This window comes from Streptomyces sp. NPDC051963, from assembly GCF_044593495.1.
Classification (GTDB): domain Bacteria; phylum Actinomycetota; class Actinomycetes; order Streptomycetales; family Streptomycetaceae; genus Streptomyces.
In genome coordinates, this window is the sequence record NZ_JBIUCC010000008.1 from 399,591 (window position 1) to 424,420 (window position 24,830).

At 70.3% G+C, this 24,830-nt stretch carries 21 protein-coding genes and 1 tRNA gene; 10 read left to right on the forward strand and 12 right to left on the reverse strand.

Annotated elements, in window-relative coordinates; genetic code table 11:
• Window positions 1–44: 44 nt before the first annotated feature.
• Complete coding sequence (locus ACIHFB_RS33280) at window positions 45–1,187, forward strand: tyrosine-type recombinase/integrase (RefSeq protein WP_400128896.1); 1,143 nt, start codon at window positions 45–47, stop codon at window positions 1,185–1,187.
• A gap of 132 nt (window positions 1,188–1,319) precedes the next feature.
• On the opposite strand, the gene ACIHFB_RS33285 is transcribed toward ACIHFB_RS33280, so the two are convergent.
• The 6 genes from ACIHFB_RS33285 to ACIHFB_RS33310 form a co-directional block, all read right to left on the reverse strand.
• On the reverse strand, window positions 1,320–1,667 hold the full coding sequence (locus ACIHFB_RS33285) for a hypothetical protein (RefSeq protein ID WP_400128897.1): 348 nt from the start codon (window positions 1,665–1,667) through the stop codon (window positions 1,320–1,322).
• Between the two features lie 111 nt (window positions 1,668–1,778).
• Window positions 1,779–1,851 (reverse strand) — tRNA-Arg (locus ACIHFB_RS33290).
• 206 nt (window positions 1,852–2,057) lie between these two features.
• Window positions 2,058–2,909 carry an ABC transporter permease gene (locus ACIHFB_RS33295; RefSeq protein WP_365276183.1) on the reverse strand — a complete coding sequence of 284 codons (852 nt, stop codon included), beginning with the start codon at window positions 2,907–2,909 and terminating at the stop codon, window positions 2,058–2,060.
• Window positions 2,906–3,877 (reverse strand): ABC transporter ATP-binding protein, encoded by a 972-nt coding sequence (locus ACIHFB_RS33300; protein WP_400128898.1) that lies wholly within the window; start codon window positions 3,875–3,877, stop codon window positions 2,906–2,908. The genes ACIHFB_RS33295 and ACIHFB_RS33300 overlap by 4 nt, the downstream gene beginning before the upstream one ends.
• A gap of 160 nt (window positions 3,878–4,037) precedes the next feature.
• Window positions 4,038–5,723: an IclR family transcriptional regulator C-terminal domain-containing protein gene (locus ACIHFB_RS33305; RefSeq protein ID WP_400128899.1), complete on the reverse strand. Its 1,686-nt coding sequence runs from the start codon at window positions 5,721–5,723 to the stop codon at window positions 4,038–4,040.
• A gap of 254 nt (window positions 5,724–5,977) precedes the next feature.
• Window positions 5,978–7,264, reverse strand: coding sequence for a M6 family metalloprotease domain-containing protein (locus tag ACIHFB_RS33310; RefSeq protein WP_400128900.1), 1,287 nt, complete (start codon window positions 7,262–7,264; stop codon window positions 5,978–5,980).
• 299 nt (window positions 7,265–7,563) lie between these two features.
• Between ACIHFB_RS33310 and ACIHFB_RS33315 the strand changes: the two genes are divergently transcribed.
• The gene (locus ACIHFB_RS33315) at window positions 7,564–8,211 is read left to right on the forward strand and encodes a TetR/AcrR family transcriptional regulator (RefSeq protein WP_365276194.1); all 648 of its coding nucleotides are present in this window, start codon (window positions 7,564–7,566) and stop codon (window positions 8,209–8,211) included.
• A gap of 117 nt (window positions 8,212–8,328) precedes the next feature.
• The gene (locus ACIHFB_RS33320; protein WP_365276197.1) at window positions 8,329–9,870 is read left to right on the forward strand and encodes an MFS transporter; all 1,542 of its coding nucleotides are present in this window, start codon (window positions 8,329–8,331) and stop codon (window positions 9,868–9,870) included.
• Window positions 9,871–9,983: 113 nt separating this feature from the next.
• Here ACIHFB_RS33320 and ACIHFB_RS33325 read toward each other — a convergent pair whose 3' ends face one another.
• Window positions 9,984–10,511: a MarR family transcriptional regulator gene (locus tag ACIHFB_RS33325; protein ID WP_365276200.1), complete on the reverse strand. Its 528-nt coding sequence runs from the start codon at window positions 10,509–10,511 to the stop codon at window positions 9,984–9,986.
• Between the two features lie 120 nt (window positions 10,512–10,631).
• Here ACIHFB_RS33325 and ACIHFB_RS33330 point away from each other — a divergent pair, with 120 nt between their 5' ends.
• Window positions 10,632–11,423, forward strand: coding sequence for a class III extradiol ring-cleavage dioxygenase (locus tag ACIHFB_RS33330; RefSeq protein ID WP_365276203.1), 792 nt, complete (start codon window positions 10,632–10,634; stop codon window positions 11,421–11,423).
• 23 nt (window positions 11,424–11,446) lie between these two features.
• Here the strand turns inward: ACIHFB_RS33330 and ACIHFB_RS33335 are convergent, their stop codons facing one another.
• Entirely contained in the window at window positions 11,447–11,965 is a 519-nt protein-coding gene (locus ACIHFB_RS33335; RefSeq protein ID WP_400128968.1) for a GNAT family N-acetyltransferase, read from the reverse strand.
• A 197-nt stretch (window positions 11,966–12,162) separates the two neighbouring features.
• On the opposite strand from ACIHFB_RS33335, the gene ACIHFB_RS33340 reads away from it, so the two are divergent.
• The gene (locus tag ACIHFB_RS33340) at window positions 12,163–13,158 is read left to right on the forward strand and encodes a sigma-70 family RNA polymerase sigma factor (RefSeq protein ID WP_365276206.1); all 996 of its coding nucleotides are present in this window, start codon (window positions 12,163–12,165) and stop codon (window positions 13,156–13,158) included.
• 488 nt (window positions 13,159–13,646) lie between these two features.
• Entirely contained in the window at window positions 13,647–14,285 is a 639-nt protein-coding gene (locus ACIHFB_RS33345; protein WP_400128969.1) for a TetR/AcrR family transcriptional regulator, read from the forward strand.
• 87 nt (window positions 14,286–14,372) lie between these two features.
• Here the strand turns inward: ACIHFB_RS33345 and ACIHFB_RS33350 are convergent, their stop codons facing one another.
• Window positions 14,373–15,338, reverse strand: a complete 966-nt coding sequence (locus ACIHFB_RS33350) for a helix-turn-helix transcriptional regulator (protein ID WP_400128901.1) — start codon at window positions 15,336–15,338, stop codon at window positions 14,373–14,375.
• A gap of 62 nt (window positions 15,339–15,400) precedes the next feature.
• On the opposite strand from ACIHFB_RS33350, the gene ACIHFB_RS33355 reads away from it, so the two are divergent.
• The 4 genes from ACIHFB_RS33355 (at window position 15,401) to ACIHFB_RS33370 (ending at window position 21,245) form a co-directional block, all read left to right on the forward strand.
• Window positions 15,401–16,924, forward strand: coding sequence for an MFS transporter (locus ACIHFB_RS33355; protein ID WP_400128902.1), 1,524 nt, complete (start codon window positions 15,401–15,403; stop codon window positions 16,922–16,924).
• A gap of 199 nt (window positions 16,925–17,123) precedes the next feature.
• On the forward strand, window positions 17,124–17,885 hold the full coding sequence (locus ACIHFB_RS33360; protein WP_365276215.1) for a DeoR/GlpR family DNA-binding transcription regulator: 762 nt from the start codon (window positions 17,124–17,126) through the stop codon (window positions 17,883–17,885).
• Window positions 17,882–18,829, forward strand: coding sequence for a 1-phosphofructokinase (pfkB, locus tag ACIHFB_RS33365; protein ID WP_365276217.1), 948 nt, complete (start codon window positions 17,882–17,884; stop codon window positions 18,827–18,829). Before ACIHFB_RS33360 ends, pfkB begins: the two co-directional genes overlap by 4 nt.
• Before the next feature lie 313 nt (window positions 18,830–19,142).
• Window positions 19,143–21,245, forward strand: coding sequence for a fructose-specific PTS transporter subunit EIIC (locus tag ACIHFB_RS33370; RefSeq protein ID WP_365276220.1), 2,103 nt, complete (start codon window positions 19,143–19,145; stop codon window positions 21,243–21,245).
• 156 nt (window positions 21,246–21,401) lie between these two features.
• Here ACIHFB_RS33370 and ACIHFB_RS33375 read toward each other — a convergent pair whose 3' ends face one another.
• From ACIHFB_RS33375 to ACIHFB_RS33385, 3 genes are all read right to left on the reverse strand, one after another.
• Window positions 21,402–22,148 (reverse strand): DUF6227 family protein, encoded by a 747-nt coding sequence (locus ACIHFB_RS33375; RefSeq protein WP_365276222.1) that lies wholly within the window; start codon window positions 22,146–22,148, stop codon window positions 21,402–21,404.
• 186 nt (window positions 22,149–22,334) lie between these two features.
• Window positions 22,335–23,561, reverse strand: a complete 1,227-nt coding sequence (locus ACIHFB_RS33380; RefSeq protein WP_365276797.1) for an Ig-like domain-containing protein — start codon at window positions 23,559–23,561, stop codon at window positions 22,335–22,337.
• 225 nt (window positions 23,562–23,786) lie between these two features.
• Window positions 23,787–24,827: a P1 family peptidase gene (locus ACIHFB_RS33385; RefSeq protein ID WP_365276225.1), complete on the reverse strand. Its 1,041-nt coding sequence runs from the start codon at window positions 24,825–24,827 to the stop codon at window positions 23,787–23,789.
• Between the last annotated feature and the right edge of the window lie 3 nt (window positions 24,828–24,830).

Sequence of the window (24,830 nt, forward strand, 5' to 3'; positions counted from 1 at the left end):
TCTGGATTGAGGACCGTATAGGGCACGCGGCGTACGTACGGGCCGTGGCGGACGCCAAGCGGGCAGGACGTACGCCACCGTGGCGCTACCGCGTGCGCTGGTACGACCCCGACGGCAAGCCGAAGATGAAGACCTTCACCCGCAAGGTCGACGCCGAGGCCGAGCGGACGAGAATGGAGTCCCGCCTCAACGACGGCTCCTACCGTGATCCGGCCGCCGCCCGCGTGAAGTTCGCAGAGGTGGCGGAGTCCTGGCTGGCGGCGCAGCTCCACCTCAAGCGTTCAACCCGGGCTCGCTACCGCGGCGTTCTCGACGTCCACGTGATCCCCAAGTGGGGCACAACCCCGCTGGACCGCATCCACTTCGAGGACATCGCCGAGTGGCTCGCGGACCTGCTGCCCGGCGAGGCGACCGGCGGCAGGAAGCTGAGCCCTCGGTCTGTCCGCAAGGCGTACGTCGTCCTCAGCCGCGTTCTCGGCTACGAGGTCAAGGCCCGCCGTCTGGCGGTCAACCCGGCTGTCGGCGTGCCCTTGCCGAAGGTGATGCCGGCTGACCACGTGTACCTCGACGACATGCAGGTCGACGCGCTGGCCAACGCTTCAGGCGCCTACCGGGTATTCATCCTGCTGCTGGCCTACACCGGACTGCGCTGGGGCGAGGCATCCGCGCTCAAGGTGGGCCGCGTCGACCTGGACGCCTGTCGGGCCCACATCGTGGAGGCGTACGCCGAGGACAACGGCAAGCTCTACCTCGACACCCCCAAGAACCACGAGCGCCGGTCCGTACCGATCCCGCGGTTCCTGGCCGAGGAGTTGAAGCCCCACGTCCAAGGGCGGGGAGACGAGCAATTGCTCTTCACGGCCCCGCAGGGCGGACCGCTACGGGCACGCAACTACCGTCAGCGGTTCTTCGCGCCGGCGGTCGTGAAGGCTGGGCTGGGGCACCTCAAGGTCACCCCGCACAAGCTGTGTCATACGGGCGGCCTCGCTCGCTATCGCCAGCGGCGCGGACGTCAACGTCGTACAGACGATGCTGGGCCACAAGTCCGCGACGCTGACCTTGGACACGTACGGGCACCTCTTCCCGGACCGCCTGGACGAGGTCTCGAAGAAGATGCACAAGCGCCGCGCCAAGCAACTGGCCAAGGCGAAGGCCAAGCTGGAGAAGGCGGAGCGGAAGGCCCGTGAGGCCGCCGAGGCGGTGGCCACCCTGGAGGAAGACGCCGCGTGATGTGTGCCTGACCCGTGCCGGGGCGCCGTAACCGAAGGGGGCACTCCGCCGCGCTGATGCGGAGGAGTGCCCCCTTGCGTCTCCCCGGATCAGGTCAGTCGCGGCCGGCGGCCTTCCTCCCAGAACCGGTCCATCGCAGCAGCGGCAGCATCCCCGACCAACCGCTCGATCCCCTCGGGCACCTCGCGCTCGTCGAGGACGAAGAGCCTCCCGCCGACGAGGTGCGTGGTCGTCTTCCAGCCGAGACGCCGTCCCGCTTCCCTGGCGGCACGCTGCACGTCCTTGAGCTCGCCCATCTCCGCAAGATCGTCAGCGCCAAGGATCAGCTGCCCGTAGTACCCCTCGTACTCCGGCTTCAGCGCAGCCCGCATCTGCGACTCAAGCCGGTCGACCAGCTTCTCGTACCGTCGCCGGGCCAGCTCATCCATCGCGGGCATCGCACAGCTCCGCACCTCCGCCCGCAGCCGCATGTGTGCCATATGTGTGCTGCGAGTACGAAGGCCCTCCCGTCCGACGGACGGAAGGGCCTCTGACCAGGTGTTTCTCTGTGCCCCCGGCAGGATTCGAACCTGCGACACCCGCTTTAGGAGAGCGGTGCTCTATCCCCTGAGCTACGAAGGCGGGGATCTCAGAGAGATCCGGCGACTAGCGTAGCGGATAAGGGATCGGCAGTGGACAGGTTCCCGTCTCCGCAGGTCAGAGGGTGCCCCGTAGAGGGCTGGGCTGGGCCGGCCAAGGCGCCGCGCCTGGACTCACATCCACCCCCACCCAAGAGCGAGCCAACACCCGAACCATCCCGAACTCGCCCAAACATCCCCCGCCCCCCACTACCCAACCCGCTGCATAGCCCTCCGACGCCGTTCCGCCATAGCGGACCCGGACTCGCGGCGGGCCATCCTGCGCAGTAGGGGTGGGGCGAGGAGCAGCCCGGTGATGGTCCAGGCGCTCAGTGCGCCGACTGTCTCCAGGTGCCGCCAGGATTCGCCGATTTCGGCGGTGACCGCGTCGGTGGGGAGGAGGGCTGAGCGGAGGGCGAGGCCCAGCCAGTAGACGGGGAAGGTCTGGCCGATGATCTGGAGCCAGTCGGGGAGCTTGGACAGGGGGAAGTAGATTCCGGAGATCACGATGAGGCCCATCACCGGAAGCATCAGCAAGCCGATGGTGCGGGGGCTGTCGACGAGGGAGCCGATGACGGCGCCGATCGGGAGGGTTGCCAGGAGGCCCAGCGGTACCGCCCAGGCCAGCGTCAGCCATGCTCCGGCGCCCTGTTGGGCGACGTCTTCGACCAGGAAGAGGCCGGCGGCGAGGGCCAGTGCCATGGAGACGAGTGCCGTACCCGAGACCATGATGATCTTGCCGACCAGGTGGCCGACCATGCCGTGAGGCACGGCCTTGGCCCGTAGCAGGGTGCCGTCCTCGCGTTCGGTGGCGAGTAGTTGGGCCGTGGTCATGATCCCGGTGAAGGCGAGCGTCATCCCCACCATGCTCGGCAGCATGAACGCGCCGGCCGAGATGCCGGCGCCCTTCAGCGCCTCGTCCCCGACCAGGAACAGCGGCACTATGAGCAGGACCGTCCAAAGGACGTGTCCGAACACGTCCTGGCCGGTGGTGAAGGTCTGCCGAAGCTCCGTGCAGCCGCGCCGCACGCCTGCCTTCGCCGCGTACCACACCGGGCTCATCGCGATCCCTCCGCGAAGGCGTCTGCCGCCCGCTCGCCGGAGATGTTCCCCGCCTCCGACTCGCGCACCATCGTCAGGTAGGCGTCCTCCAGGCTCGCCCGGCGCACCTCCAGTCCGCCGATCGCCTCGCCGTGCTCCTCGAACAGTCGGCGGACGAAGGGGGTCGGTTCTGTCGTCGCCTGTTCGAAGGGCTTCCCGTCCCGGGTCCAGCGCACGGTGGCCTCGGCCGACGCCTGCCGGGACAGCTCCTCGGCCGGGCCGTCGGCCACGATGCGGCCACCGGCAAGGATGAGGATCCGGTCGGCCAGCTTCTCCGCCTCGGCAAGGTCGTGCGTGGTCAGCAGAACGGTGGTGTTCTCGTCCGCGAGCCCGCGCACCAGGCCGTGGAACTCGTTCCTGGCCTCCACGTCCAGACCGGCCGTCGGCTCGTCCAGGAACAGCAGCTCGGGTCGGCCCACGATGCCGATGGCCACGTCGAGACGTCTGCGCTGCCCGCCGGACAGGGTCCCGACCCGTTTGTCCGTGTGTTCGGTGAGCCCCACGGCGGCGATGAGCTCGTCGATGTCCCACGGCCGCCGTACGAGGGCGGTGGAGTACGGCGCGTAGTACGAACCGAGCTGGGCCAGCAACTCCCGCACCCGCCACTTGCCGTGGTCGCGCCAGGACTGAAGCACGATGCCCAGGCGCGCACGCCACCGCTCGTCGCCGCGAGCCGGATCGGTGCCGAGGACGGTCACGTCACCGGCCGAGCGCATTCGGAAGCCTTCCAGGACCTCGATCGTGGTCGTCTTGCCCGCGCCGTTCGGGCCGAGCAGCACGACGACCTCCCCTCGACGGGCCGTGAAGCCAACCCCCTTCAGGACGTCCTGGCTGCGGTAGCGCATCCGCAGATCGCGTACGTCGATGACCGTGTCGCCCGCCTGCGGCGGGCTGCTCCCGGCCCCTGACAGGGCGTGAGCGGTCGTCATGGTGTTCCCCCGTCGGTCTTCAGTCTTCTCATGGTCGTGGTCGTGGTCGTGGTCAGGCAACGACCGTCTGGCTCTTTCCCGGGCGAACACATTACTTAACGTTTACCTACGCATGCCGGTCTCGAATGGTCGGGGTGCCGCCCCCGGAGCCGGCGGGTGCTCAAGCCGCCGGCACCCGCGTGAACCTCCCCGCCACATGCAGGTCCGCCTCGATGCGCCCGGCGGTGGTCCGCAGCTCGGGCAGGATGTCGCGGACGCATTCGTCGACGGTGTGGCGGGCCGCGTGCATCGCGACGTTCACGGCGGCCACGACCCGGCCGGTGCGGTCGCGGACCGGTACCGCGATCGAGCGCAGGCCTTCCTCCAACTCCTCGTCGACCAGGGCGTATCCGTGGGAACGGACCTCGTCCAGCAGGGCGGAGACGGCTGCGGTATCCGTGACCGTGCGAGGGGTCAGCGCGCGCAGTTCGCCGAGCACCAGGGCGGCTTTCGGTATGTCCGCCAGCATCACCCGCCCCAGCGAGGTCGCGTACGCGGGCAGCCGTGTGCCGACCGTGATGTTCACGCTCATCACCCGGCTCATGGCCACCCGGGCCGTGTACTGGACCTCCTCGCCCGACGGCGTCAGGACCGCCAGCGACGCGGACTCGTGGACCCGGGCGGACAGGTCGGCGAGGTGCGGGGTCGCGATGTGGGCGAGGTCCGTGCGGGAGAGGGGCGGGAAGCCCAGGGAGAGGACGCGCGGGGTGAGGGTGAACGTGCGGTGCGGGGCCGGGGCCACCAGGCCGAGGTGTTCGTAGGTGATCAGCGCCCGGCGGGCCGTCGCCCGTGCCAGGCCCGTCGCCTTCGCGACCTCCGTCAGGGTCAGCTCGGTGCGTCCCTCGCCGAAGGCCGTCAGCACCGTCAGTCCGCGGGCCAGCGACTCGACGAACTCCCGCCCGAGCTCCTGCTTCGACGCTCCCGTCCAGGTCGCCAGCCCCGACGGCGACGGAGCCGGCTCCGTCGGCGGGGTCTCCCGCAGTTCGCGTTCCATGTCCGCCACCGCTGCCCGCAGCCGGGGGAGGAGGGTGTCGCGCAGGTCGGCGGCGGTGTGGCGGCTGGTGTGGCTCACCACGCTTGCCACGCAGGCGACTTGGCCGGTGCGGGGATCCCGTACGGGAACGGCGACCGCCACCAGGCCCGGTTCGATCAGCTGGTCGTCCAGGGCCCAGCCGTCCGCCGCCGCCTGCGCCGTCCGGTGCTCGAACTCGTCGTCGGGGTGGGTGTGTTCACGCGGTGGTACGGCGGGGAAGTCCCGGTCCTGCGGGTCCGCCGCCCGGCGTGCGCGCCAGCGCGTCCACTCCTCGTCCGTCCACTCGGCGGCGAACAGCGGTCCGGGCGCGGTGCGTTCGGCCGGGAGCAGGTCGCCGATACGGAAGCTGAGGGACATCGCGCGGCGGCGGGTGGCCTGATGGATGAAGCGGATGCCGTCGCGGTCGCCGACCGCCAGCGACACGGACTCGTCGAGTTCGTCGGCGAGGGCGTCGGCGCGCGCGTCGAGCAGCGTCGGCAGGCGGAGGGCCGACAGATACGCGTTGCCCAGTTCCATCAGGCGGGGGGTGAGGACCACGTCCCGGCCGTCGAGACGGACGTATCCCATCCTCGCGAGCGTCGACGTGATCCGGTCGACGGTGGAACGGGCCAGGCCGGTCGCCCGTTCCAGACCGCTCGGGCTCAGCGTGCCGCCCGCCTCGGTCAGGTGCCGCAGCACGGCGATCCCGCGCATCAGCGGGGTGACCGCCTCAGCCGGAACGGCGGCGGGCTGACCGGCCGCCCCCAGGGCGGCCGTCGTGATGTTCGCGGGCATCGGTTCTCCGGTACGACGGTCGCGGCAGGCCTACGGTAATCCGCGCCCGGTTGCGCCATTGTCGCGCCGGCCATGGTGGACGGTCGCGGCAGGTTTCCGTCGGGCCTGCGTGCCCGGCGGCAAATGGCCCCGCCCGATTCGCCTCACCCCCGTCTCACCGGTACCCCCCGATTCCCCTCACTCCCGTCTCACCGGTACCCCCCGATTCCCCTCACCCCTGCCTCACCCGCACCCTCCGATCCCTCCGATCCCCCTCACCCCCGAGTCACCCGCACCCGATAGTCCCCACCAAGCTCCGCCCCCGTCACCGCGATCCGGATCCCGCGGCGGGGATCCCGGAAGTCCTCGCCGGGGGCGAAGGGGGCGTCGGAGAGTTCCGCGTGGACGTTCGGGCTGCGGGTGCAGCCGCCGCTGTCACGGCGTGAGTCGTACACCGTCACCGGTCCCTGGCCGGTGTCCACGCCGGCGTCGACCTTGTAGATGAGTACGCCGGGGCGGCAGACCGTCTCGTCGTTGCCGGAGCGGGTGCGCAGTTCCACGGCGTATCCGGTGCGGGTGTCGACGGGGACGAAGACCAGCTTGGGGCCGCCGGCGCGGGACAGCGGGGTCAGGGCGTAGTCGGTCGTGCCGCGGGTGGCCGCGCAGTTCACCTGGGCCGCGTCCAGCCAGCCCAGCTTCCACTTGTGCCAGCCGAGGAAGTCGTTGTTGGCGCCCCAGTCCTCGCTCATGATGTCCCAGTGGCCGACCGCGGCCCCGCCCTCCTGGGTGTAGAGGTCGGGCAGGCCGAAGACATGGCCGTTCTCGTGCGGCAGGACGCGGTAGCCGGTCTTCGCGTAGGTGCCGGAGCCGTCGTCCTGGCGGGAGTAGACGAAGGACGCGTTCGCCACCGGGACGCCGTCCGCCACCGGCGCCTCCGTGTTGCCGGCGAAGGTCACCGACAGGACGGTGTCCAGCGCGGAGGGGCCGGCGTTCGGGGTCATCAGCACGTTCAGGAAGTCGTACGACCGGAAGTCGACCTTGGGATCGGCCGTGGCGACGAGGTCCTGGACCAGATCACGGTAGCCGGGGTCGAAAGGGGCGCCGCGCTCTATGCCGTACGCCTTGAAGGGCTTCGGCAGGCGCAGCCACTGCCGTACCGGCATCTCGGGGCGGTAGTCCAGGCGGCCGTACGAACTGGTGCGGAACCATTCCTGGGTCTGCGGGAAGAACTCGGCGTAGCGGTCGAGCGCGGTGCCCTCGCCGGGCGCGTCCGAGAAGTCGATCATGAGGGTCAGGGCGCGGACGGTGCCGGTGGAGCGGGAGTAGCCGCGGGAGGTCGGGACGCCCTCCGACATCTGGACGGACGAGGTGCCGACGATCATGCAGGGACCGTGGGTGGCGGAGCGGGCCAGGGCGATCGAGCCGGCGCCGGCTGTCGTGGAGGTCGCCACCAGGTGCCCCGTACCGGCCGAGGTGCTGACCGTGAAGGTCAGTACGGTCACGGCGGCGAGGGCGACCAGGCGGCGCGGGCGTATCCGACGGCTGGCGGTCGGCTGCGGCATGCACGGCCCCCTTCGCTCCGGGCAGCCGCAGATCACCGGCCGCACCCTTCAGCCGCAGATCACCGGCTGCATCCTTTCGATCACCCTGGGGCGGAGGGTGGACGGGGCGCGCGCTGGAGGGGCCGAACGTGGGTTTCCCGCCAGTAGTGGTGTGACTCAGGTCACAGGAATTCTCTTCGAAGGCGGGAAATAACCGGGGATCGTTTCCCCGTTTAGACATGTGTCCGCGCGAAGCGGGGAGCTCTTCCCCGGATCGCACCACAGTCACATCGCACCACCGTCATATCGAGGAGTACACCGTGCAGACCGCGACCCCCGTGCAGAAGAAGGTGAGCCGGCCGCGCGCCGACGCCCTGCGCAACCGGGAGCGGATCGTCATCGCCGCCCGCGAGATGTTCGTCGAGTTCGGCCCTGACGTGCCGCTCGACGAGATCGCCCGCCGGGCCGGCGTCGGCAACGCCACGGTGTACCGCAACTTCCCCGACCGCGACGCACTGGTCCGCGAGGTGGTCTGCTCGGTCATGGACCGTACGGCCGAGGCGGCGCACCAGGCGCTCGCGGAGACCGGGGACGCCTTCGAGGCGCTGGAGCGCTTCGTGCACGCCGCCGCCGACGAGCGGATCAGCGCGCTGTGCCCGATGATCGCCAGCACCTTCGACCAGCACCATCCCGACCTGGTGGCGGCACGGGAACGGGTCGAGAAGCTCATCGAAGAGGTCATGGCACGCGCCGAGAAGGCCGGCCAGCTCCGCTCCGATGTGGCCGTCGGCGACGTCATGCTCGCCGTGGCCCAGCTCAGCCGGCCGCCGGCCGGCGTGGGCTGCATGAGCCTCGACCGTTTCGTCCACCGACACCTGCAGCTCTTCCTGGACGGACTGAGGGCGCCGGCCCGCTCTGTCCTGCCGGGGGTGGCCTCAACCATGGAGGACCTGCGGAGCCAAGTCTGACCGATTAGTTCAGAGCTTCACGCCAGTCGAGACACACAGCTTCCGGCCGTCAACGAGGACGAGCCGTCCCCTTACTTCACCGTTTTTCCGTCCCGAAGTCCCGAAGTGGGTATCCCCATGTCTGAAACAGCCTCAAAGGCTCCCGGCGCTCCGGCCCAGTCCGGTGATGCCAACCGCTGGAAAGCGCTCGTCTTCATAGCGCTCGCCCAGCTCATGGTCGTGCTCGACGCGACCATCGTGAACATCGCGCTGCCCTCCGCCCAGCAGGACCTGGGTATCTCCGACGGCAACCGGCAGTGGGTCGTCACGGCCTACGCCCTCGCCTTCGGCGGACTGCTGCTGTTCGGCGGGCGGATCGCCGACCTGTGGGGCCGCAAGCGCGCCTTCGTCGTCGGCCTGATCGGCTTCGCCGCGGCCTCCGCGCTCGGTGGTGCGGCCACCAATGAGGCCATGATGTTCGGCGCCCGCGCCCTCCAGGGCGTGTTCGGCGCGCTGCTCGCGCCCGCCGCGCTCTCCCTGCTCGCCGTGATGTTCACGGACGCCAAGGAGCGCGCCAAGGCGTTCGGCATCTACGGCGCGATCGCCGGTGGTGGCGGTGCCGTGGGCTTCATCCTCGGCGGTGTGCTGACCGAGTACATGGACTGGCGCTGGACGTTCTTCGTCAACATCCCGTTCGCGATCGTCGCCGCGCTCGGCGCGTACTTCGTCATCCGTGAGCCCGAGGGCGGCCGCAACCGCAACCCGCTCGACATCCCGGGCGTGCTCCTGTCCACCCTCGGCCTGGTCGCGCTGGTCTACGGTTTCACGCGCGCCGAGTCCAACGGCTGGGGCGACTCCACGACCGTCGGCATGTTCGTCGCCTCGGCGGTTCTCCTGATCGCGTTCGTGGTCACCGAGGCCAAGGTCAAGGCCCCGCTGCTGCCGCTGCGCGTGATCACCGACCGCAACCGCGGCGGTATCTACCTCTCGCTCGGTATCGCGATCATCGCGATGTTCGGCACGTTCCTGTTCCTGACCTACTACCTGCAGATCGTGAAGGGCTTCACGCCGATCAAGACAGGCTTCGCCTTCATGCCGATGATCGTCGGCATGATGATCGGCTCGACCCAGATCGGTACCCGCCTGATGACCCGGGTCCCGGCCCGGCTGCTGATGGGCCCCGGCTTCCTGGTCGCGGCGGTCGGCATGCTCCTGATGACCCAGCTGGAGATCGGGTCGTCGTACGCCTCGACGATCCTGCCGGCGATGGTGCTGCTCGGCCTCGGTATGGGTACGGCCTTCATGCCGGCCATGTCCCTGGCCACGTTCGGCATCGAGCCGCGTGACGCCGGTGTCGCCTCCGCGATGGTCAACACCTCGCAGCAGGTGGGCGGCGCGATCGGTACGGCCCTGCTGAACACGATCGCCGCCTCGGCGACGACGACGTACATCGCCGACCACATCGGCTCGGCGACCTCCCGCTCCCAGCAGCAGCTGGTCCAGCTGGAGGGCATGGTGCACGGCTACACCAACGCCATCTGGTTCGCCGTCGGCATGCTCGTGCTCGCCGCGGTCATCGTCATGGTCCTCGTCAACGCCGGCAAGCCCGACACCTCTGCGGTGGCCGGTTCCGGCGAAGCCGTCGAGGACGAGGTGGCGATACCGGTCGTCGCCCACTGAGGCAACGGCCACCCCTTCGGGACCGACTCGTATGCGCGGGGGAGGGGACGCCCTCGCACATACGACTCCCAGGACCTGCCCCGGCTACCGGGGCAGGTCCGCCCCTTTTTCGCCTACCGGAGCCAGGGCAGATCCGCACCCGCCTCGCTCGGCTGCAAGCCCTCCGCGATGATCTGCATGATCTCGCCGAGGGACTTCTGCTGCTGCGGGGTGAGCCGGTCGAACAGGGCCTGGCGTACGGCCTCGACATGGCCCGGCGCGGTGCGGCGCAGCTCCTCCACGCCCGCCTCCGTCAGCACCGCGAACTGGCCCCGCTTGTCGGAGGGGCAGTCCTCACGCCGTACCCAGCCGTTCTTCTCCAGGCGCGCGACGGCGTGCGAGAGACGGGAGCGGGTGATCTTCGCGGTCATGGCCAGCTCGGTCATCCGCAGCCGGCGGCCGGGGGACTCGGCGAGGGAGACCAGTAGGCCGTAGTAGATGTGCGGCATGCCCGCGTCGCGCTGGAGCTGGCGGTCGAGGTGGTCCTCGAGGAGGTAGGTGGCGTGCACATAGAAGCGCCAGGTGCGCTGCTCCTCGGGGGTGAGCCAGCGGGGCTCCCCAGCCTGTTTCTGCTCGGGCGCTGATGTGGATGCCGTGTTCATGTACTCCACTGTACGAGGCTCTCTTTGAAGGTTAAACAAATCAGGCGTAGCATGACGAGAGGAGTTATTTAGAGTTCAAGTAATGCTTCGAGTAACAGCTTCCGGGAGGGAGTCGCCGTCATGTCCGCCGCCACTCAGGAGCGCATGCCCGCCCTCTATCTCAGCCACGGCGCCCCACCCCTCGCGGACGACCCGATCTGGCCCGGCGAACTCGCCGCCTGGTCCGCCGGCCTGCCGCGCCCCACAGCGATCCTCATGGTCTCCGCCCACTGGGAGGAGGCCCCGCTCGCCCTCGGCGCCACCGAGACCCTCCCGCTCGTCTACGACTTCTGGGGCTTCCCCGAGCACTACTACCAGGTTCGCTACGAGGCTCCGGGCGCCCCCGAACTCGCCGATTCCGTACGGAAGTTGCTGCGCGCGCCCGGTATGCCCGTCCAGGACGTCCCGGACCGCGGCCTCGACCACGGCGCCTACGTCCCGCTGGTCGAGATGTTCCCCGAGGCCGACATCCCCGTCCTCCAGATCTCCATGCCGACCCTCGACCCGGCCGGGCTGATGGAGATCGGCCGCAAGCTCGCGCCGCTGCGCGACGAGGGCGTGCTGATCGTCGGCTCCGGCTTCTTCACCCACAACCTGGCCGCGCTGCGGCACACCGGCGGGGGAGTGCCGCGCTGGTCGTCGGAGTTCGACGACTGGGGCCGGCAGGCGCTTGAGGCGCGTGATGTGGACTCCCTGCTGGACTTCCTGAACAAGGCCCCGGCGGGCCGGTACGCCCACCCGCGCACCGAGCACTTCGCCCCGCTGTTCGTGACACTGGGCGCGGCGGACGTGGCCGGGGAGCTGGACTCGCAGCGGTCGGTGATCGACGGGTTCTGGATGGGGATGGCGAAGAGGTCGATTCAGTTCGGGTGACCTACGGAGCCTTCCCGGGTGACCTACAGCGCCTTTTCGTACCAGGCCACGTCCCAGTAGCGGCCGAACTTGCGGCCCACCTCGCGGTACGTGCCGACGTGGCGGAAGTCGAAGCGCTCATGCAGCCGCGTGGACGCTTCGTTGGGCTGGGCGATGCCCGCGTAGGCCCGGTGCAGGTCCTGGTCGGCGAGCGCCTCGAAGAGGGCCTTGTAGAGGAGCGTGCCGATGCCGCGGCGGCCCGTGCCGGGGGCGACGTAGACCGTGACCTCGACGGAGGTCCCGTAGGCGGGCTTCGCTCGGTAAGGGCTGGATGTGGCGTAACCCAGAATTTCCTGTGAGTCCCCCGACGTGGCAACCATCAGCCGGTACGGGCCGTCTACAGGGTGGGAGAGCAGCCAAGGGCGTCGCTCCTCCGCAGTGAAGGCGACCGTGTCGAAGGTGATGGGCGTCTCGCGTACGTAGTGGTTGTAGAGGTCGGTGAGGGCTTCGAGGTCGCTCTCGACTCCCGGCCTGACCTGCACCTCTGTACGTTCCGACGACATCATGCCTCCTCGTGTGGCGGCACAGGGTACTGCATGATCAGAAAAATAGAGGGACGGGTTGGGAATTCTGTCCTGATTCCAGTCGTTGTTTCCAACGGATGCAGGGAACCCGAGGGGTGAACCGAAGAGTTACTCAAGGTGTGGACCGGGCATCCGAAGGACCCACCCGCTGACCTCACCATCGCAAGGGAGCACGCATGGCAACCGGTGCCGTCGCCCGTCGTCAGTCCGCCAAGGGCCGGACCGACGCGGCACGCAGTGTTCGCGCCCACGGCGGCGAAATCGCCGACCGCGACCTGGTCGGCATGTACCTCGACGAGATCGCGCGCACACCTCTGCTCGACGCCGCCAAGGAAGTCGAGCTGTCCGAAACCATCGAGGCCGGAGTGTTCGCGCGACAGGTCCTCGACGGCGAGACGGAGTCCAAGGCGGACGCCACCCGCGAGGAGCTCGAGGCGCTGGTCGCCGAGGGTGAGCGGGCCAAGGACATCTTCATCCGCTCCAATCTCCGCCTTGTCGTGGCCGTGGCCCGCCGCTACCCGCGCAGCGGCCTGCCCCTGCTGGACCTCATCCAGGAGGGCAACGCCGGCCTGGTGCGCGCGGTGGAGAAGTTCGACTACCGCAAGGGCTTCAAGTTCTCGACGTACGCGACCTGGTGGATCCGCCAGGCCATCACCCGCTCGATAGCCGACCAGTCCCGCACCATCCGGCTCCCCGTCCACCTGGTGGAGGAGCTGGGCCGGATCCGTCGCATCCAGCGCGAGTTCAACCGGGAGAACGGCCGCGAGCCGGAGCCCGCCGAGATCGCCGCCGAGCTCGGCTCGACGCCGGAGCGCGTGACGGACGTCCTGGACTGGGCCCGCGACCCGGTCTCGCTGAACATGGGGGTCGACGACGACGGCGACACCCAGTTCGGCGACCTGCTGGAGGACACCTCCGCGGTCTCGCCCGAGCAGTCGGTGCTGACGCTGCTGCGCAGCGAGGAGCTCGACAGCCTCATCGGGCGCCTCGACCAGCGCACCGCCTCGATCATCAAGATGCGGTACGGCATCGAGGACGGCCGGGAGCGCACGCTGACGGAGGTCGGCAAGGAGCACGGCCTCACCCGCGAGCGGATCCGTCAGATCGAGAAGCACGCCCTGCTGGAGCTGAAGAAGCTGGCCCGCTCCACCGGGTTCGACGCGGCGGCGTAAAACCGGCGGTGTAAGGCGGATTTCCCGGGGCAGACGCATTCCGTCCGGAGCGCTCAGGACACTGGGCGCAACGGACGGCGTACGACTCCCCGAGTCGCGTACGCCGGGTGGCGAAAGACCGCGCAAACATGGCGGGGGAACGCCGCTTCAACCGTCGGACCCGCGGGAACAAGACCTCCGACCCCCCTGAACCACGTCCCGACGCCCTCCCCCCGGCGCCGGGACTTACCCAGAGCCGGGCTTCCGGCGCCCCTCCCCCCGGGCGTCGGAGCCCGGCTCTGCCTCGGTCGCCGTATCGGGGCATGCTGGAGGGCAGGCCACCCCGTACCTGAACCACGGGGTGGCCCGCCGAATGGCAGATTGTGTCACATGGGCATAGCCTGCCGAGTGTGAGCAGCCCCACCCCCGCACCGAACCGTGCCGCGTCCAAGGCGCCCTCCGGACCCCCGCCGATGTCGTTGACCGAGCGACGCAAGGCGGAGACCCGGATGGAGATCGCCAGGGCGGCGGCCGGCCTCTTCGTGAAACGCGGCCTGCGCGCCACCCGCGCCGAGGACATCGCCCAGGCCGTGGGTATCGCTCCGCGCACCTTCTATCGCTACTTCGCGACGAAGGAGGAGGCCGTGGCCCCGCTCTACGCGGCGGGCGCACAGCGCTGGGCGGAGGCCGTGCGGGCGGCTCCCGCCGAACTGCCGATCACCGAAGCCCTCGAACACGCGGTACGGCACACCCTCACGCCCGGTGCCGGTGTGTCGGCGTCCTCCTGGGAGTGGGTCCGCACGCTGGTGCGCCTGGCCGAGGCGAGCCCTGCCCTGCGGAAGGTGTGGGCCGAGGTCTGCCTGGCGTCCGAGGCGACGATGGCCGAGGTGCTGGCGGGGCGGGCCGCGACAACGGTCACAGAGGGCGACGACAACGTTGCCGAGAACTCCCCGGCCTCCTCTGAACTGCGCTTCGCCGCCGCCGTCGCCAGTTCCGCGGTACGGGTGGCGGTCGAGGCATGGGCATCGGGCGAGTCCCCCGCGTCGGGACCGGACGGGCCGGCCGCGTCGGCGCTGCGGAACCTGGAGGCGGTACGGGCTTTCTGGGGGAGTAGGGGACAGGGGACAGGGGGCAGGGCGGACCGGTGAACGGGCCCGCGGACGCCGGTCGCCGCAACCCCGCTACCCGTAACCCCGCTCCCCTTGGCCCCGCGCCCCGTATCCCCGTAACCCCGCTCACACTCCGCCCGCCCGGCTCAACCGCCCACCCAACTCCCGTACACACTCCACGAGTTCGGTGGGCCCCTGCACCGCGAAATCGGCCCCGAGCATCGCGAGCCGCACCGCCAGCCACTCCACCGGATCACTCGTGGACGCCCGCAGCCGGCACCTGTCCGCGCCCAGTGGCTCGGGCGTGCCGAGCCATGCCGGCACCCGTGCCCCGACGACCTCGGCGGACGCGGCGAACGTGACCATGAACTCGTAGGTCTCCTGCTGCCCCCGGATGGACTGCCGCAGATACTCCGCCGCGCTGCCCGTCGGCAGCTCCCGTGGCGCGAACCGCGCGCCGGTCGCGAAGGGCTCGCTCACCCGGTCGACGCGGAACGTACGCCAGTCGGCGCGATCGAGGTCGTAGGCGACGAGGTACCAGCGGCGCCCCGTGGACACCAGCCGGTAGGGCTCGGTCACGCGTCGGGACTCGGTGCCGTCCTTCGCCCGGTAGGCGAACCGCAGCCGCTCCCGCCCGGCGACGGTCGAGGCCATCACCGTCAGCGTCTCGGGTGCGATGCTCGCCCCGTCTCCGCTGGTCAGTGGGGTGGTCGCGGCCTGGAGGGTGGAGACGCGGTGCCGCAGTCGCGCGGGCAGCACCTGCTCCAGCTTCGCGAGCGCGCGTACGGAGGCCTCGTCGACGCCCTCGACCGCGTGCCCCGCGCCCGCCCGCAGGCCGACCGCGATCGCCACCGCCTCCTCGTCGTCGAGGACGAGCGGCGGCATCGCCTTGCCCGCGACCAGCCGGTAGCCGCCGTCGGACCCCTTGGTCGCCTGTACCGGATAGCCCAGTTCACGCAGCCGGTCGATGTCCCTGCGGACCGTACGTCGGGAGACGCCGAGCCGTTCGGAGAGCTCTCCGCCGGGCCATTCGCGGGGCGTCTGGAGGAGGGAGAGCAGTTGGAGGAGCCGGGCCGGAGTGTCCGTCGTCATGAGTTCGAGGATGCCGCAGAACTAGGACATGAACTGGCCTAATGCGGTCCTAGCTTGAGGACATGACTTCCAGCGAGACATCTGAAACATCTCCGGGCACGCCGACCGCCCCGGCGGACCGCCGCCGTTGGATCGCCCTCGCGATCGTGATGACCGCGGCCTTCATGGACCTCGTCGACGTCACGATCGTCAATATCGCGATCCCGTCGATCCAGCGGGAAGCCGGTGCGTCCTGGAGCCAGATCCAGTGGATAACGGCCGGTTACGCGCTCGCCTTCGCCGCAGGACTGATCACCGGCGGACGGCTCGGCGACATCCACGGCCGCAAGCGGGTCTTCCTCGTCGGCATCGGCGGCTTCACCGTCGCTTCCGCGCTGTGCGGTTTCGCCGCGAACCCGGAGATGCTGGTCGCCGCCCGCATTCTCCAGGGGGCGATGGCGGCGCTGATGGTGCCGCAGGTCCTGTCGATCGTGCACGCCACCTTCCCCGCGCACGAGCGGGGCAAGGTGTTCGGGCTGTTCGGCGCGATCGTGGGCCTTGGGGCGGTCTCCGGTCCGCTGCTGGGCGCGCTGCTGACCGAGTGGAACCTGTTCGGCCTGGAGTGGCGGCCCATCTTCCTGATCAACCTGCCGGTCGGCATCGCGGGTCTGGTCCTCGGCCGCCGCTTCATCACCGAGTCCAAGGCGCCGCGGGCGCTGAAGCTCGACCTCGTCGGCGTCGCCCTGGTGACGCTGGGTCTGCTGATGCTGCTCTACCCGCTGACCCGCGGCCGCGAGCTGGGCTGGCCGCTGTGGGGGTATGTGTCGATGGCGGGCGCGCTCGTCGTGTTCGGGTCGCTGGTGGCGTACGAGAAGCGGAAGGCCGTCCGTGACGGGTCCCCGCTGGTGGAGCTGTCCCTGTTCAAGGTGAAGAGCTTCGCGGCCGGCATCGCGGTGCAGACCGTCTTCGGGGTCGGACTCGGCGTCTTCTTCCTGGTCTGGACGCTGTACATGCAGACCGGGCTGGGCTGGAGCCCGCTGCGGGCGGGGCTGACGGGTGTGCCGTTCTCGATCGCCGTGTCGACGGCCGCCGGGATGTCGGTGCAGAAACTGGTCCCGCGCTTCGGACGCAAGGTGCTCCAGGCGGGCGCGCTGACGATGGCGGCCGGTGTGCTGCTCTACCTGTGGGAGTCGGAGCGGTACGGCCTCGGCATCGCCTCCTGGCAGATGGCGCTGCCCCTGATCGTGATGGGCGCGGGCATTTGCCTGATCTTCGCGCCGCTGACGGACGCCGTGCTGTCGGAGGTGCCGCGGGAGCACGCCGGTTCCGCGTCGGGGCTGATCAACACCGTGATGCAGATGGGCAACGCGCTGGGGCTCGGGCTGGTGTCGGTCGTCTTCTTCGGCCGGATCGGCGACCATCTGACGCGGGCTCAGGTGGGCCCGGCCTTCGTGGACGCCTTCCAGTACGCGCTGGGATGGGTGGCCGTGGTGATGGGCGCGATCTTCCTGCTGATGTTCGCGCTGCCGAAGCGGCCGGCTCAGCATGTGGAGGGTGCCGAGGACGAACTCCCGGTGGTCGAGAGGGAGCCCGAGTTGGTGTCCTGAACGAGGAGCCGCCGAGGGGCCGACGAGGAAGGGCCCGGTATCTGTTTCCGCAGGTGCCGGGCCCTTCGGGCATGAACGGAAGTCTGAACTAAGTCCGTTCATGCCCGAATGAGGTCCGAACCTGTTTACTTTCTGGAAATCCGAGCGTAGCCTCCGAAACGAAACCACAAGTTCGGGCAAGGGTCGGAGGCGAACGGGCATGTACGCACCGGAGCGGCAGCAGGAGATCCTCCGGCTCGCCCGTGATGGCGGGCGCGTGGATGTGGTCTCGCTGGCCGAGGAGTTCCAGGTCACGGCCGAGACGATCCGCCGGGATCTGAAGGCACTGGACCGCGCGGGCCTGCTGCGCCGGGTGCACGGCGGTGCCATCCCGGCCGGGCGCCTCGACTTCGAGCCGGACCTCGCCGAGCGCGAGACCACCGCGGCCGACGAGAAGGACAACATCGCCAAGGCGGCCGTCGCCGAACTGCCGACCGAGGGCACGATGATCCTCGACGCCGGTACGACGGTGGCGCGGCTGGCGGCGGCCATCCCGCTGGAGGCCTCCCTCACCGTCGTCACGCACAGCCTGCCGATCGCGGCCCGCCTCGCGGACCACCCGGGCATCCAGCTCCATCTCGTCGGAGGGCGCGTACGGCACCGTACGCGCGCCGCCGTGGATGCCTGGGCGCTGCGCGCATACGGCGAGATCCGGGCGGACGTCCTGTTCGTGGCGGCCAACGGCTTCTCCGCCGACCATGGCCTGACCACCCCGGACCTCGCCGAGGCGGCGGTCAAGCACGCGGCCCTCGCCGCCGCCCGCCGCGTGGTACTGCTCGCCGACTCCTCCAAGCACGGCCAGGAGCACTTCGCCCGGTTCGGCGCCCTGAGCGATGTGGACCTGCTGATCACCGACAGCGGGCTGAGCCCCGAAGACGCCACCGCGATCGAGCGCGGGGGCACGGAAGTAGTGCGCGCATGATCCTCACGGTCACCCCGAATCCGTCCCTGGACCGCACCTACGAGGTCCCTTCGCTCGACCGTGGCGAGGTCATCCGCGCCACCGGCGAGCGCATGGACCCCGGCGGCAAGGGCGTGAACGTCTCGCGTGCCGTCGCGGCCGCCGGACGGCGCACGGTGGCGGTTCTGCCCCTGGGTGGTGCGCCGGGCGCGCTCGTCGCCGATCTGCTCGACGCGCAGGGCATCGAGGTCGCACCGGTCCCGGTCGCCGGAGCCACCCGGTCGAACATCGCGCTCGCGGAGGCGGACGGGGTGCTCACGAAGATCAACGCACCGGGTCCCGAGCTGTCGGCGGAGGAGCAGGAGCTGCTGTTCGAGACGGTGCGCACGCAGTCGCGCGACGCCGACTGGATCGCGTGCTGCGGGAGCCTGCCGCGCGGGCTCGCGCCGTCGTGGTACGCCGAGCTGGTCGCGCGGGCACACGCAGGAGGTGCGCGCATCGCGCTGGACACCTCGGGGCGTGCGCTGCTGGAGGCCCTGCGTGAGCGGCCCGACGTGGTGAAGCCGAACGCCGAGGAACTCGCCGAGGCCGTCGGGCGACCGCTGGCGACGGTGGGCGACGCGGTGAAGGCGGCCGAGGAGTTGCGCGAGATGGGCGCCCGCGCCGTGCTCGCGAGCCTGGGCGCGGACGGACAGCTGCTCGTGGACGGCACGGGCGCCTGGTTCGGCAGCGCCCGCGTGGACGCCGTGCGCTCGAACGTGGGCGCCGGTGACTCCTCGCTCGCCGGCTTCCTGATCGCCGGCGGCACCGGCGCCGAAGCCCTAGCGTCCGCCGTCGCCCACGGAGCGGCCGCCGTCCAGCTGCCCGGCAGCGTGATGCCGACGCCGGGCGACCTGGACCCGGCGGGCGTCACGGTCACGACCGAGGTGCCGGTGGACCGCGTACTGAAGGAGCCGGTGTCATGACCGATGTGACGTCTTTCACCGCTCATACGGCTTTTGCGTCATTGACGGTATTTACGACGATGGCGTCATCGGCGTCGTCAGAGTCATCGGCGACACCGTGCGGACCGGCCTTGAAACGGCGAGGCGCCCCGTTGCCCGCGCCCGCCGCGGCCGACGGCCGGCAGGGCACCACCCTGAGCCGCTCTGCCGACCCGCGGAGGCGGGGTCTCCCCTACCCCGTCTCCGCACCCCCCGAAGCCCCACACTGCACCCCCGTCCCCACCCCTCCCGCCCACCCCACTCCCAGGGCGATACGCGAGCGAAGGAGCCCGCGATGAGCGACATGATCACCGCGGACCTGGTCGATCTCGACCTGTCCGCCGATACGAAGGAAGCGGCGGCCCGTGCCCTCGCCGAGCGCATGGTCGCCCTGGGCCGGGTGACCGACCTGGAGGGCTTCCTCGCCGACGTGGCCGCCCGCGAGGCACAGATGCCGACCGGTCTCGACGGCGGCATCGGCATCCCGCACTGCCGCAGCGAGCACGTCACCGAGCCGACGCTCGGCTTCGGCCGCAGCGCCGCCGGCGTCGACTTCGGTGCGGCCGACGGCCCCGCCGACCTGATCTTCCTGATCGCCGCGCCCGCCGGCGCCGACGACGCCCATCTGACGATCCTGTCGTCGCTGGCCCGGCAGTTGATGAACACCGAGTTCACGGACGCGCTGCGGGCGGTGGGCGACGCGGCGGCCGCGGCCGCACTGATCCGCGGGGACGAGGCGCCGGCGGAGAGCGGCGCCGAGGGCGCGTCCGAGGGCGTGCAGGGCGCCGAGCGCGCCTCCGAGGACACCGCTGCGGCGTCGGGGGCGGCCTCCGCCGGCGCCGCAGCGGTCAGCACGGCGCAGGCGCCGGAGCCGGACGCCCCGTCCGGCTCCGGTGAGCGTCCCTTCCGTATCGTCGCCGTCACCTCCTGCCCCACCGGCATCGCCCACACCTACATGGCGGCCGAGTCGCTGGAGAACGCGGGCCGCGAGGCGGGCGTCGAGGTCGTCGTCGAGCCGCAGGGCTCGGCCGGCTTCACCCGGCTCGACCCGGCGGTCATCGCGGCGGCGGACGGCGTGATCTTCGCGCACGACGTGCCCGTACGGGAGAAGGAGCGGTTCGCCGGGAAGCCGACGGTCGACGTCGGTGTGAAGGCGGGCATCAACCGGCCCGGCGAGCTGATCACCGAGGTGCGCGGGAAGGCGGAGCGCGGTGAGGCGACGGCGGCTTCGGGCGCCCCGACCCCTGTCGAGCGTGCCGGCGACTCCTCCGAGGGCTACGGCAGCAAGCTGCGCAAGTGGCTGATGTCCGGCGTCAGTTACATGGTCCCGTTCGTCGCCGCCGGCGGTCTGCTGATCGCCCTCGGCTTCGCGATCGGCGGCTGGGAGGTCAACAAGGCGCCGTCGGTCATGGACCACTTCGCGTGGACCCAGGTGGACAGCTGGGGCGCGCTGCTGTTCCAGATCGGCGGCGTGGCCTTCCAGTTCCTCGTCCCGGTCCTGGCCGGCTACATCGCCTACGGCATGGCCGACCGGCCGGGTCTCGTGCCCGGCTTCGTCGGCGGCGCGATCTCCCTCACCATCAACGCGGGCTTCCTCGGCGGTCTGGCCGCCGGTCTGATCGCCGGTGGCGTGGTGATGGCCATCCAGAGGGTCAAGATCCCCGCGGTGGTGCGCGGCATCATGCCGGTCGTGGTGATTCCGCTGATCTCCTCGGCGATCGTCGGCTTCCTGATGTTCGTGGTGATCGGCAAACCCATCGCCGAGGCCCAGAAGGGGATGACCGACTGGCTGAACGGCCTGTCCGGCGCCAACGCCGTCCTGCTCGGCGCCCTGCTCGGCCTGATGATGTGCTTCGACCTCGGCGGCCCGGTCAACAAGGTCGCGTACACCTTCGCCACCGCGGGCATCGCGGTCGCGAGCCCCAGCGACTCCGCGATGAAGATCATGGCGGCGGTGATGGCCGCCGGTATGGTGCCGCCCCTGGCCATGGCCCTGGCGACGACCGTGCGCGCGAAGCTCTTCACCCCGACCGAGCGCGAGAACGGCAAGGCCGCCTGGGTCCTCGGAGCCTCCTTCATCTCCGAGGGCGCGATCCCCTTCGCCGCGGCCGACCCGCTGCGCGTGATCCCCGCGTCCATGGCGGGCGGTGCGGTCACCGGCGCCCTGTCGATGGCCTTCGACGCCACGCTGCGCGCCCCGCACGGCGGTGTCTTCGTGGTCCCGCTGATCGGCAACCCGTTCCTCTTCCTGATCGCCCTCGCGGCGGGCGTGTGTGTCACCACGGCCCTGGTGATCGTCCTCAAGGGTCTGCGCAAGCCGGCCCCGGGCGCGGTGACCGCCGAGACGGCCGGTTCGCCCGCGGCGCCGGCGGAGGCCAAGCAGCCGGTGGCGGCGTAACGGCGCACACGGCAGGCATGGTGCGGTCGGCCGCGGCCCTCTCCGGAGGGCGGCGGCCGACCGCATCTCTGCTTGTGGCGCATGGGCCGTGAGCCGTCCGGCTACGGCAGCCGTGGGCCGCCCGGTGGGTCTCAGGAGACCTGCGCGCCCGGTGGGTCAGGAGACCTGCGCCGCCCGCCGCTCCATCGCATCGCGGGCCGCGTCCTCGGTGACGTAGACCTCGCACATGTGCCGTCCGTCCGGCGTCGCCGTGTGCTCGACCTCCCAGAGGGAGATCTCCTCGCCGTCGCGCAGCAGGAAGGCGTGCTCGTACAGCGCGTAGCACAGTCCCGCGCGTCCGGCGCGGCACGGGCGTCCGAAGGCCTGGGTGATCTGGTGCGCGCACGCCGTGGCCAGCAGTGCGGCCGTGTCCGTCCCCGGCCGGTCCGGGTTCTCCGCGCGGCGCAGGACCCGGCGCGCGTGGTCCGCCGAGTCGTCGTGCACATACGCGTGCCGGGGCACCGGGATCGGGGACAGCTGCACCGTCACCGGCAGTTCGAAGTCCGGCGCGTCCGCGGGCAGCGGCAGCCGGGCGGTGGCGGCGCGCAGCTCCTCCTCGTCGATGTACACCTCGTGCTGCGGGGCGCTGCCCGGCGCGGTGTTGTGGACGAGCTCCCAGAGAGTGAGCGCCGAGCCGTCGGCGAGAAGCCAGGTGTGGCGGTACGTCTCACGGTGCAGCCCCGCGCTGTGGTGCGCGGAGTGCAGCGAGCTGTCGTGCGCCAGCGCGCAGTCGAGCCGTCGTATCGTCTCGTCGGGCAGCTCGAAGGAGTTCAGGGCACGGCCGAGGAGTCGCGCGAGATGCTCCTCCGGAGACTCGGGCGACTCGGGTGGTTCGTACGCTGCCGTCTCGTACGGAACGCTCAAGGTTTCTCCCGGCGTTGCTGCATGTCACCTTGTGGGTGCATACCGTAGCCCCTCGGTCGGACATCATGTCCGGGAACCGAGAAAACGTGCGCACGGAAAACGCGCGGGCCGCGTGGGAAGTTCCCACGCGACCCGATGATCCGTCAAAACGTGCTGGTGAGAAGAGATTTGCCCGTCACTCGGCGACTAGGCCGCACTTCCTGCGAGCCACTCGCTCCACGGCATGTTCCAGCCGTTGAGCCCGTTGTCCGGTGACACCTGCTTGTCGGGGGAGTTCTTGACGATCACCACATCCCCGATCATCGAGCTGTCGTAGAACGACTTGGCGGGCGTGTCCCCCTGGGCGCCCTGCACGTCCTGAAGCCCGACGCAGCCGTGGCTGGTGCCCTGGTTGCCGAAGGGCGGATTGCCCTTGTTGTACCAGTAGTTGCCGTGGATGAAGGTGCCGGAGGTCGTGAGCCGCATCGCGTTCGGCACGTCCTTGATGTCGTACGCGTTGGCGAGATCGACCGTCCGGCTGTCCATACGCACCGTCTTGAACTTCTCGGAGATCACCATCTGCCCGTTGTACGTGGAGAACTCCGCGCTGCCCGCCGAGATCGGCACCGACTTGACCGTCTTGCCGTCCCGTACGACCGTCATCGTCTGCGTGTTGACGTCGACCGTGGAGACCTGCGAGCGCCCGATGGTGAAGGTGACGGTCTTCTTCTGCACGCCGTAGACGCCATTCGCGCCCTGCACGCCGTCCAGGTCGATCTTCATCGTGACCTTGGAACCGGCCTTCCAGTACTCCTGGGGCCTGAAGTCGAGCCGCTGCGCCCCGAACCAGTGCCCGGCCACCTTCTGCCCGCTGCTCGACGTCACCGTGATGTGCGACTGCACGGCCTTCTTGTCGCTGATCACCTTGTCGAAGTTGAACGACACCGGCATTCCGACACCGACCGTCGTCCCGTTGTCCGGGGTGTACGTCCCGATGAAGCTGTTCTCCTTGGACACGGTGGTGAAGAGGGACTTGGCCGCCACCGACTTGCCGTCCGCGTCCTTGGCGGTCGCCGCTATCTCGTACTTCGTCCCGCGCTCCAGCTGCTCCGCAGGCTTCCAGCCGGCGCCGTCGGCGGATATCTCGCCCGGTACGGCGGTCCCCGCGCCCGCGACCGTCATCTTCACGGCGGTCAGCTTGCCGTCGCTCACCTGCACGCCGGTCGTGTTGATCGACGCGTTCGTCGAGCCGTTCTTCGCCGAGATGACGACCTTTGCGGCGGACGACTTCGGATCGTCCTTGCCGTCTTTGCCGCCCTTGCCGTCGTTACTGGCGTTGGCATTGCCGCCGCACCCGGTGAGGGCGAGGGCGCCGACCATGAGGACGGCACAAGCCCCCAGTGCGCGCCGTGCTGCTATGTCCGGCGTTGTCACTAGCTGCTCCAGGTTCATGTGATGTGAGTGATCCGCTCCCGTGCGTGGAGAAAGAGCGGATCGGCACCTGGTCGGGTTCCCTCCAGTCGCAATGAATGCCATCACGTGACAGAACCGGGACAATTCCGCGCGGGAACCGGACCCGCACGCTCCCTGGCCGCGGGCCAACTCCTCCCGTATACCGGCAAAGGCACCGCCTGGCGCCCGCGCATCGGCCTGCCGCCGTCACTGCCTCCCGTTCAACTCCCCGTACAACTCCCCGTACGACGGCCACGCCCCGCCCGGTCCGTCCACCGACTCGGCGGCGTGCACGGCGCGCACGATGGCCCGCATCACCAGATCCGCACCCGCCGAGAGGAGCTCGTTCAGCGCGAGGGGCTGGGCGGCGTCGAGAGCGCGCTCTCCCGTCGCCAGCGTGAAGACGGTGTCCCCGTCGTTGAGCAGATGCACCGGCCGCACGGCGCGCGCGATCCCGTCATGCGCCGTGCCGGCCAGCTTCTGCGCCTGCGCCTTCGACAGATCCGCATCCGTGGCCACCACGGCAAGCGTGGTGTTCAGCGGCGGAGGGGCGTTCTTGGCCGCGATCTCGGCGAGACGCCGTCGCGCGGCATCGTGGACGCGCGCCTCCGGCCGGCTCATCCGCCCCTGGAACAACTCCCCGTACAGCACCCCCGTTTCCGGATCCATCGCCGAACCCGCCGCGTTCGCGACGACCAGCGCGGCGACCGTGATCCCGGAGTCGAGGACGGTGCTCGCGGTGCCCACACCGCCCTTCATCTGCCCGACCGCCGCGCCCGTACCGGCGCCCACGCATCCCTGCGCCACATGCCCGCCGAGCTCGCTCGCCGCAGCCGCCTCGACCGCCGCCCGCCCGGTGGCGGCGTCCGGCCTGGCCCGGAAGTCGCCGCCGCGGCCCAGATCGAAGACGCAGGCGGCAGGCACCACCGGAACGACATGCGCCGGGTCCATCCCCACCCGCACCCCGCGCCCCCGCTCCTCCAACCAGGCCATCACCCCGGACGCCGCGTCGAGCCCGTACGCGCTGCCACCCGTCAGCACGATCGCCTCGACCTTCTGCACGAGGTTGCGCGGATCGAGTGCGTCCGTCTCCTTGGTGCCGGGACCGCCGCCGCGTACGTCCACGGCGGCAACGGCGCCGCCCTCCGGCGCGAGGACGACCGTGGTGCCGGTGAGCCAACCGTCGCCGGTGCGCGTCGCGTGTCCCACCCGCAGCCCCGCGACGTCTGTCAGAGCATCAACTGTCATACG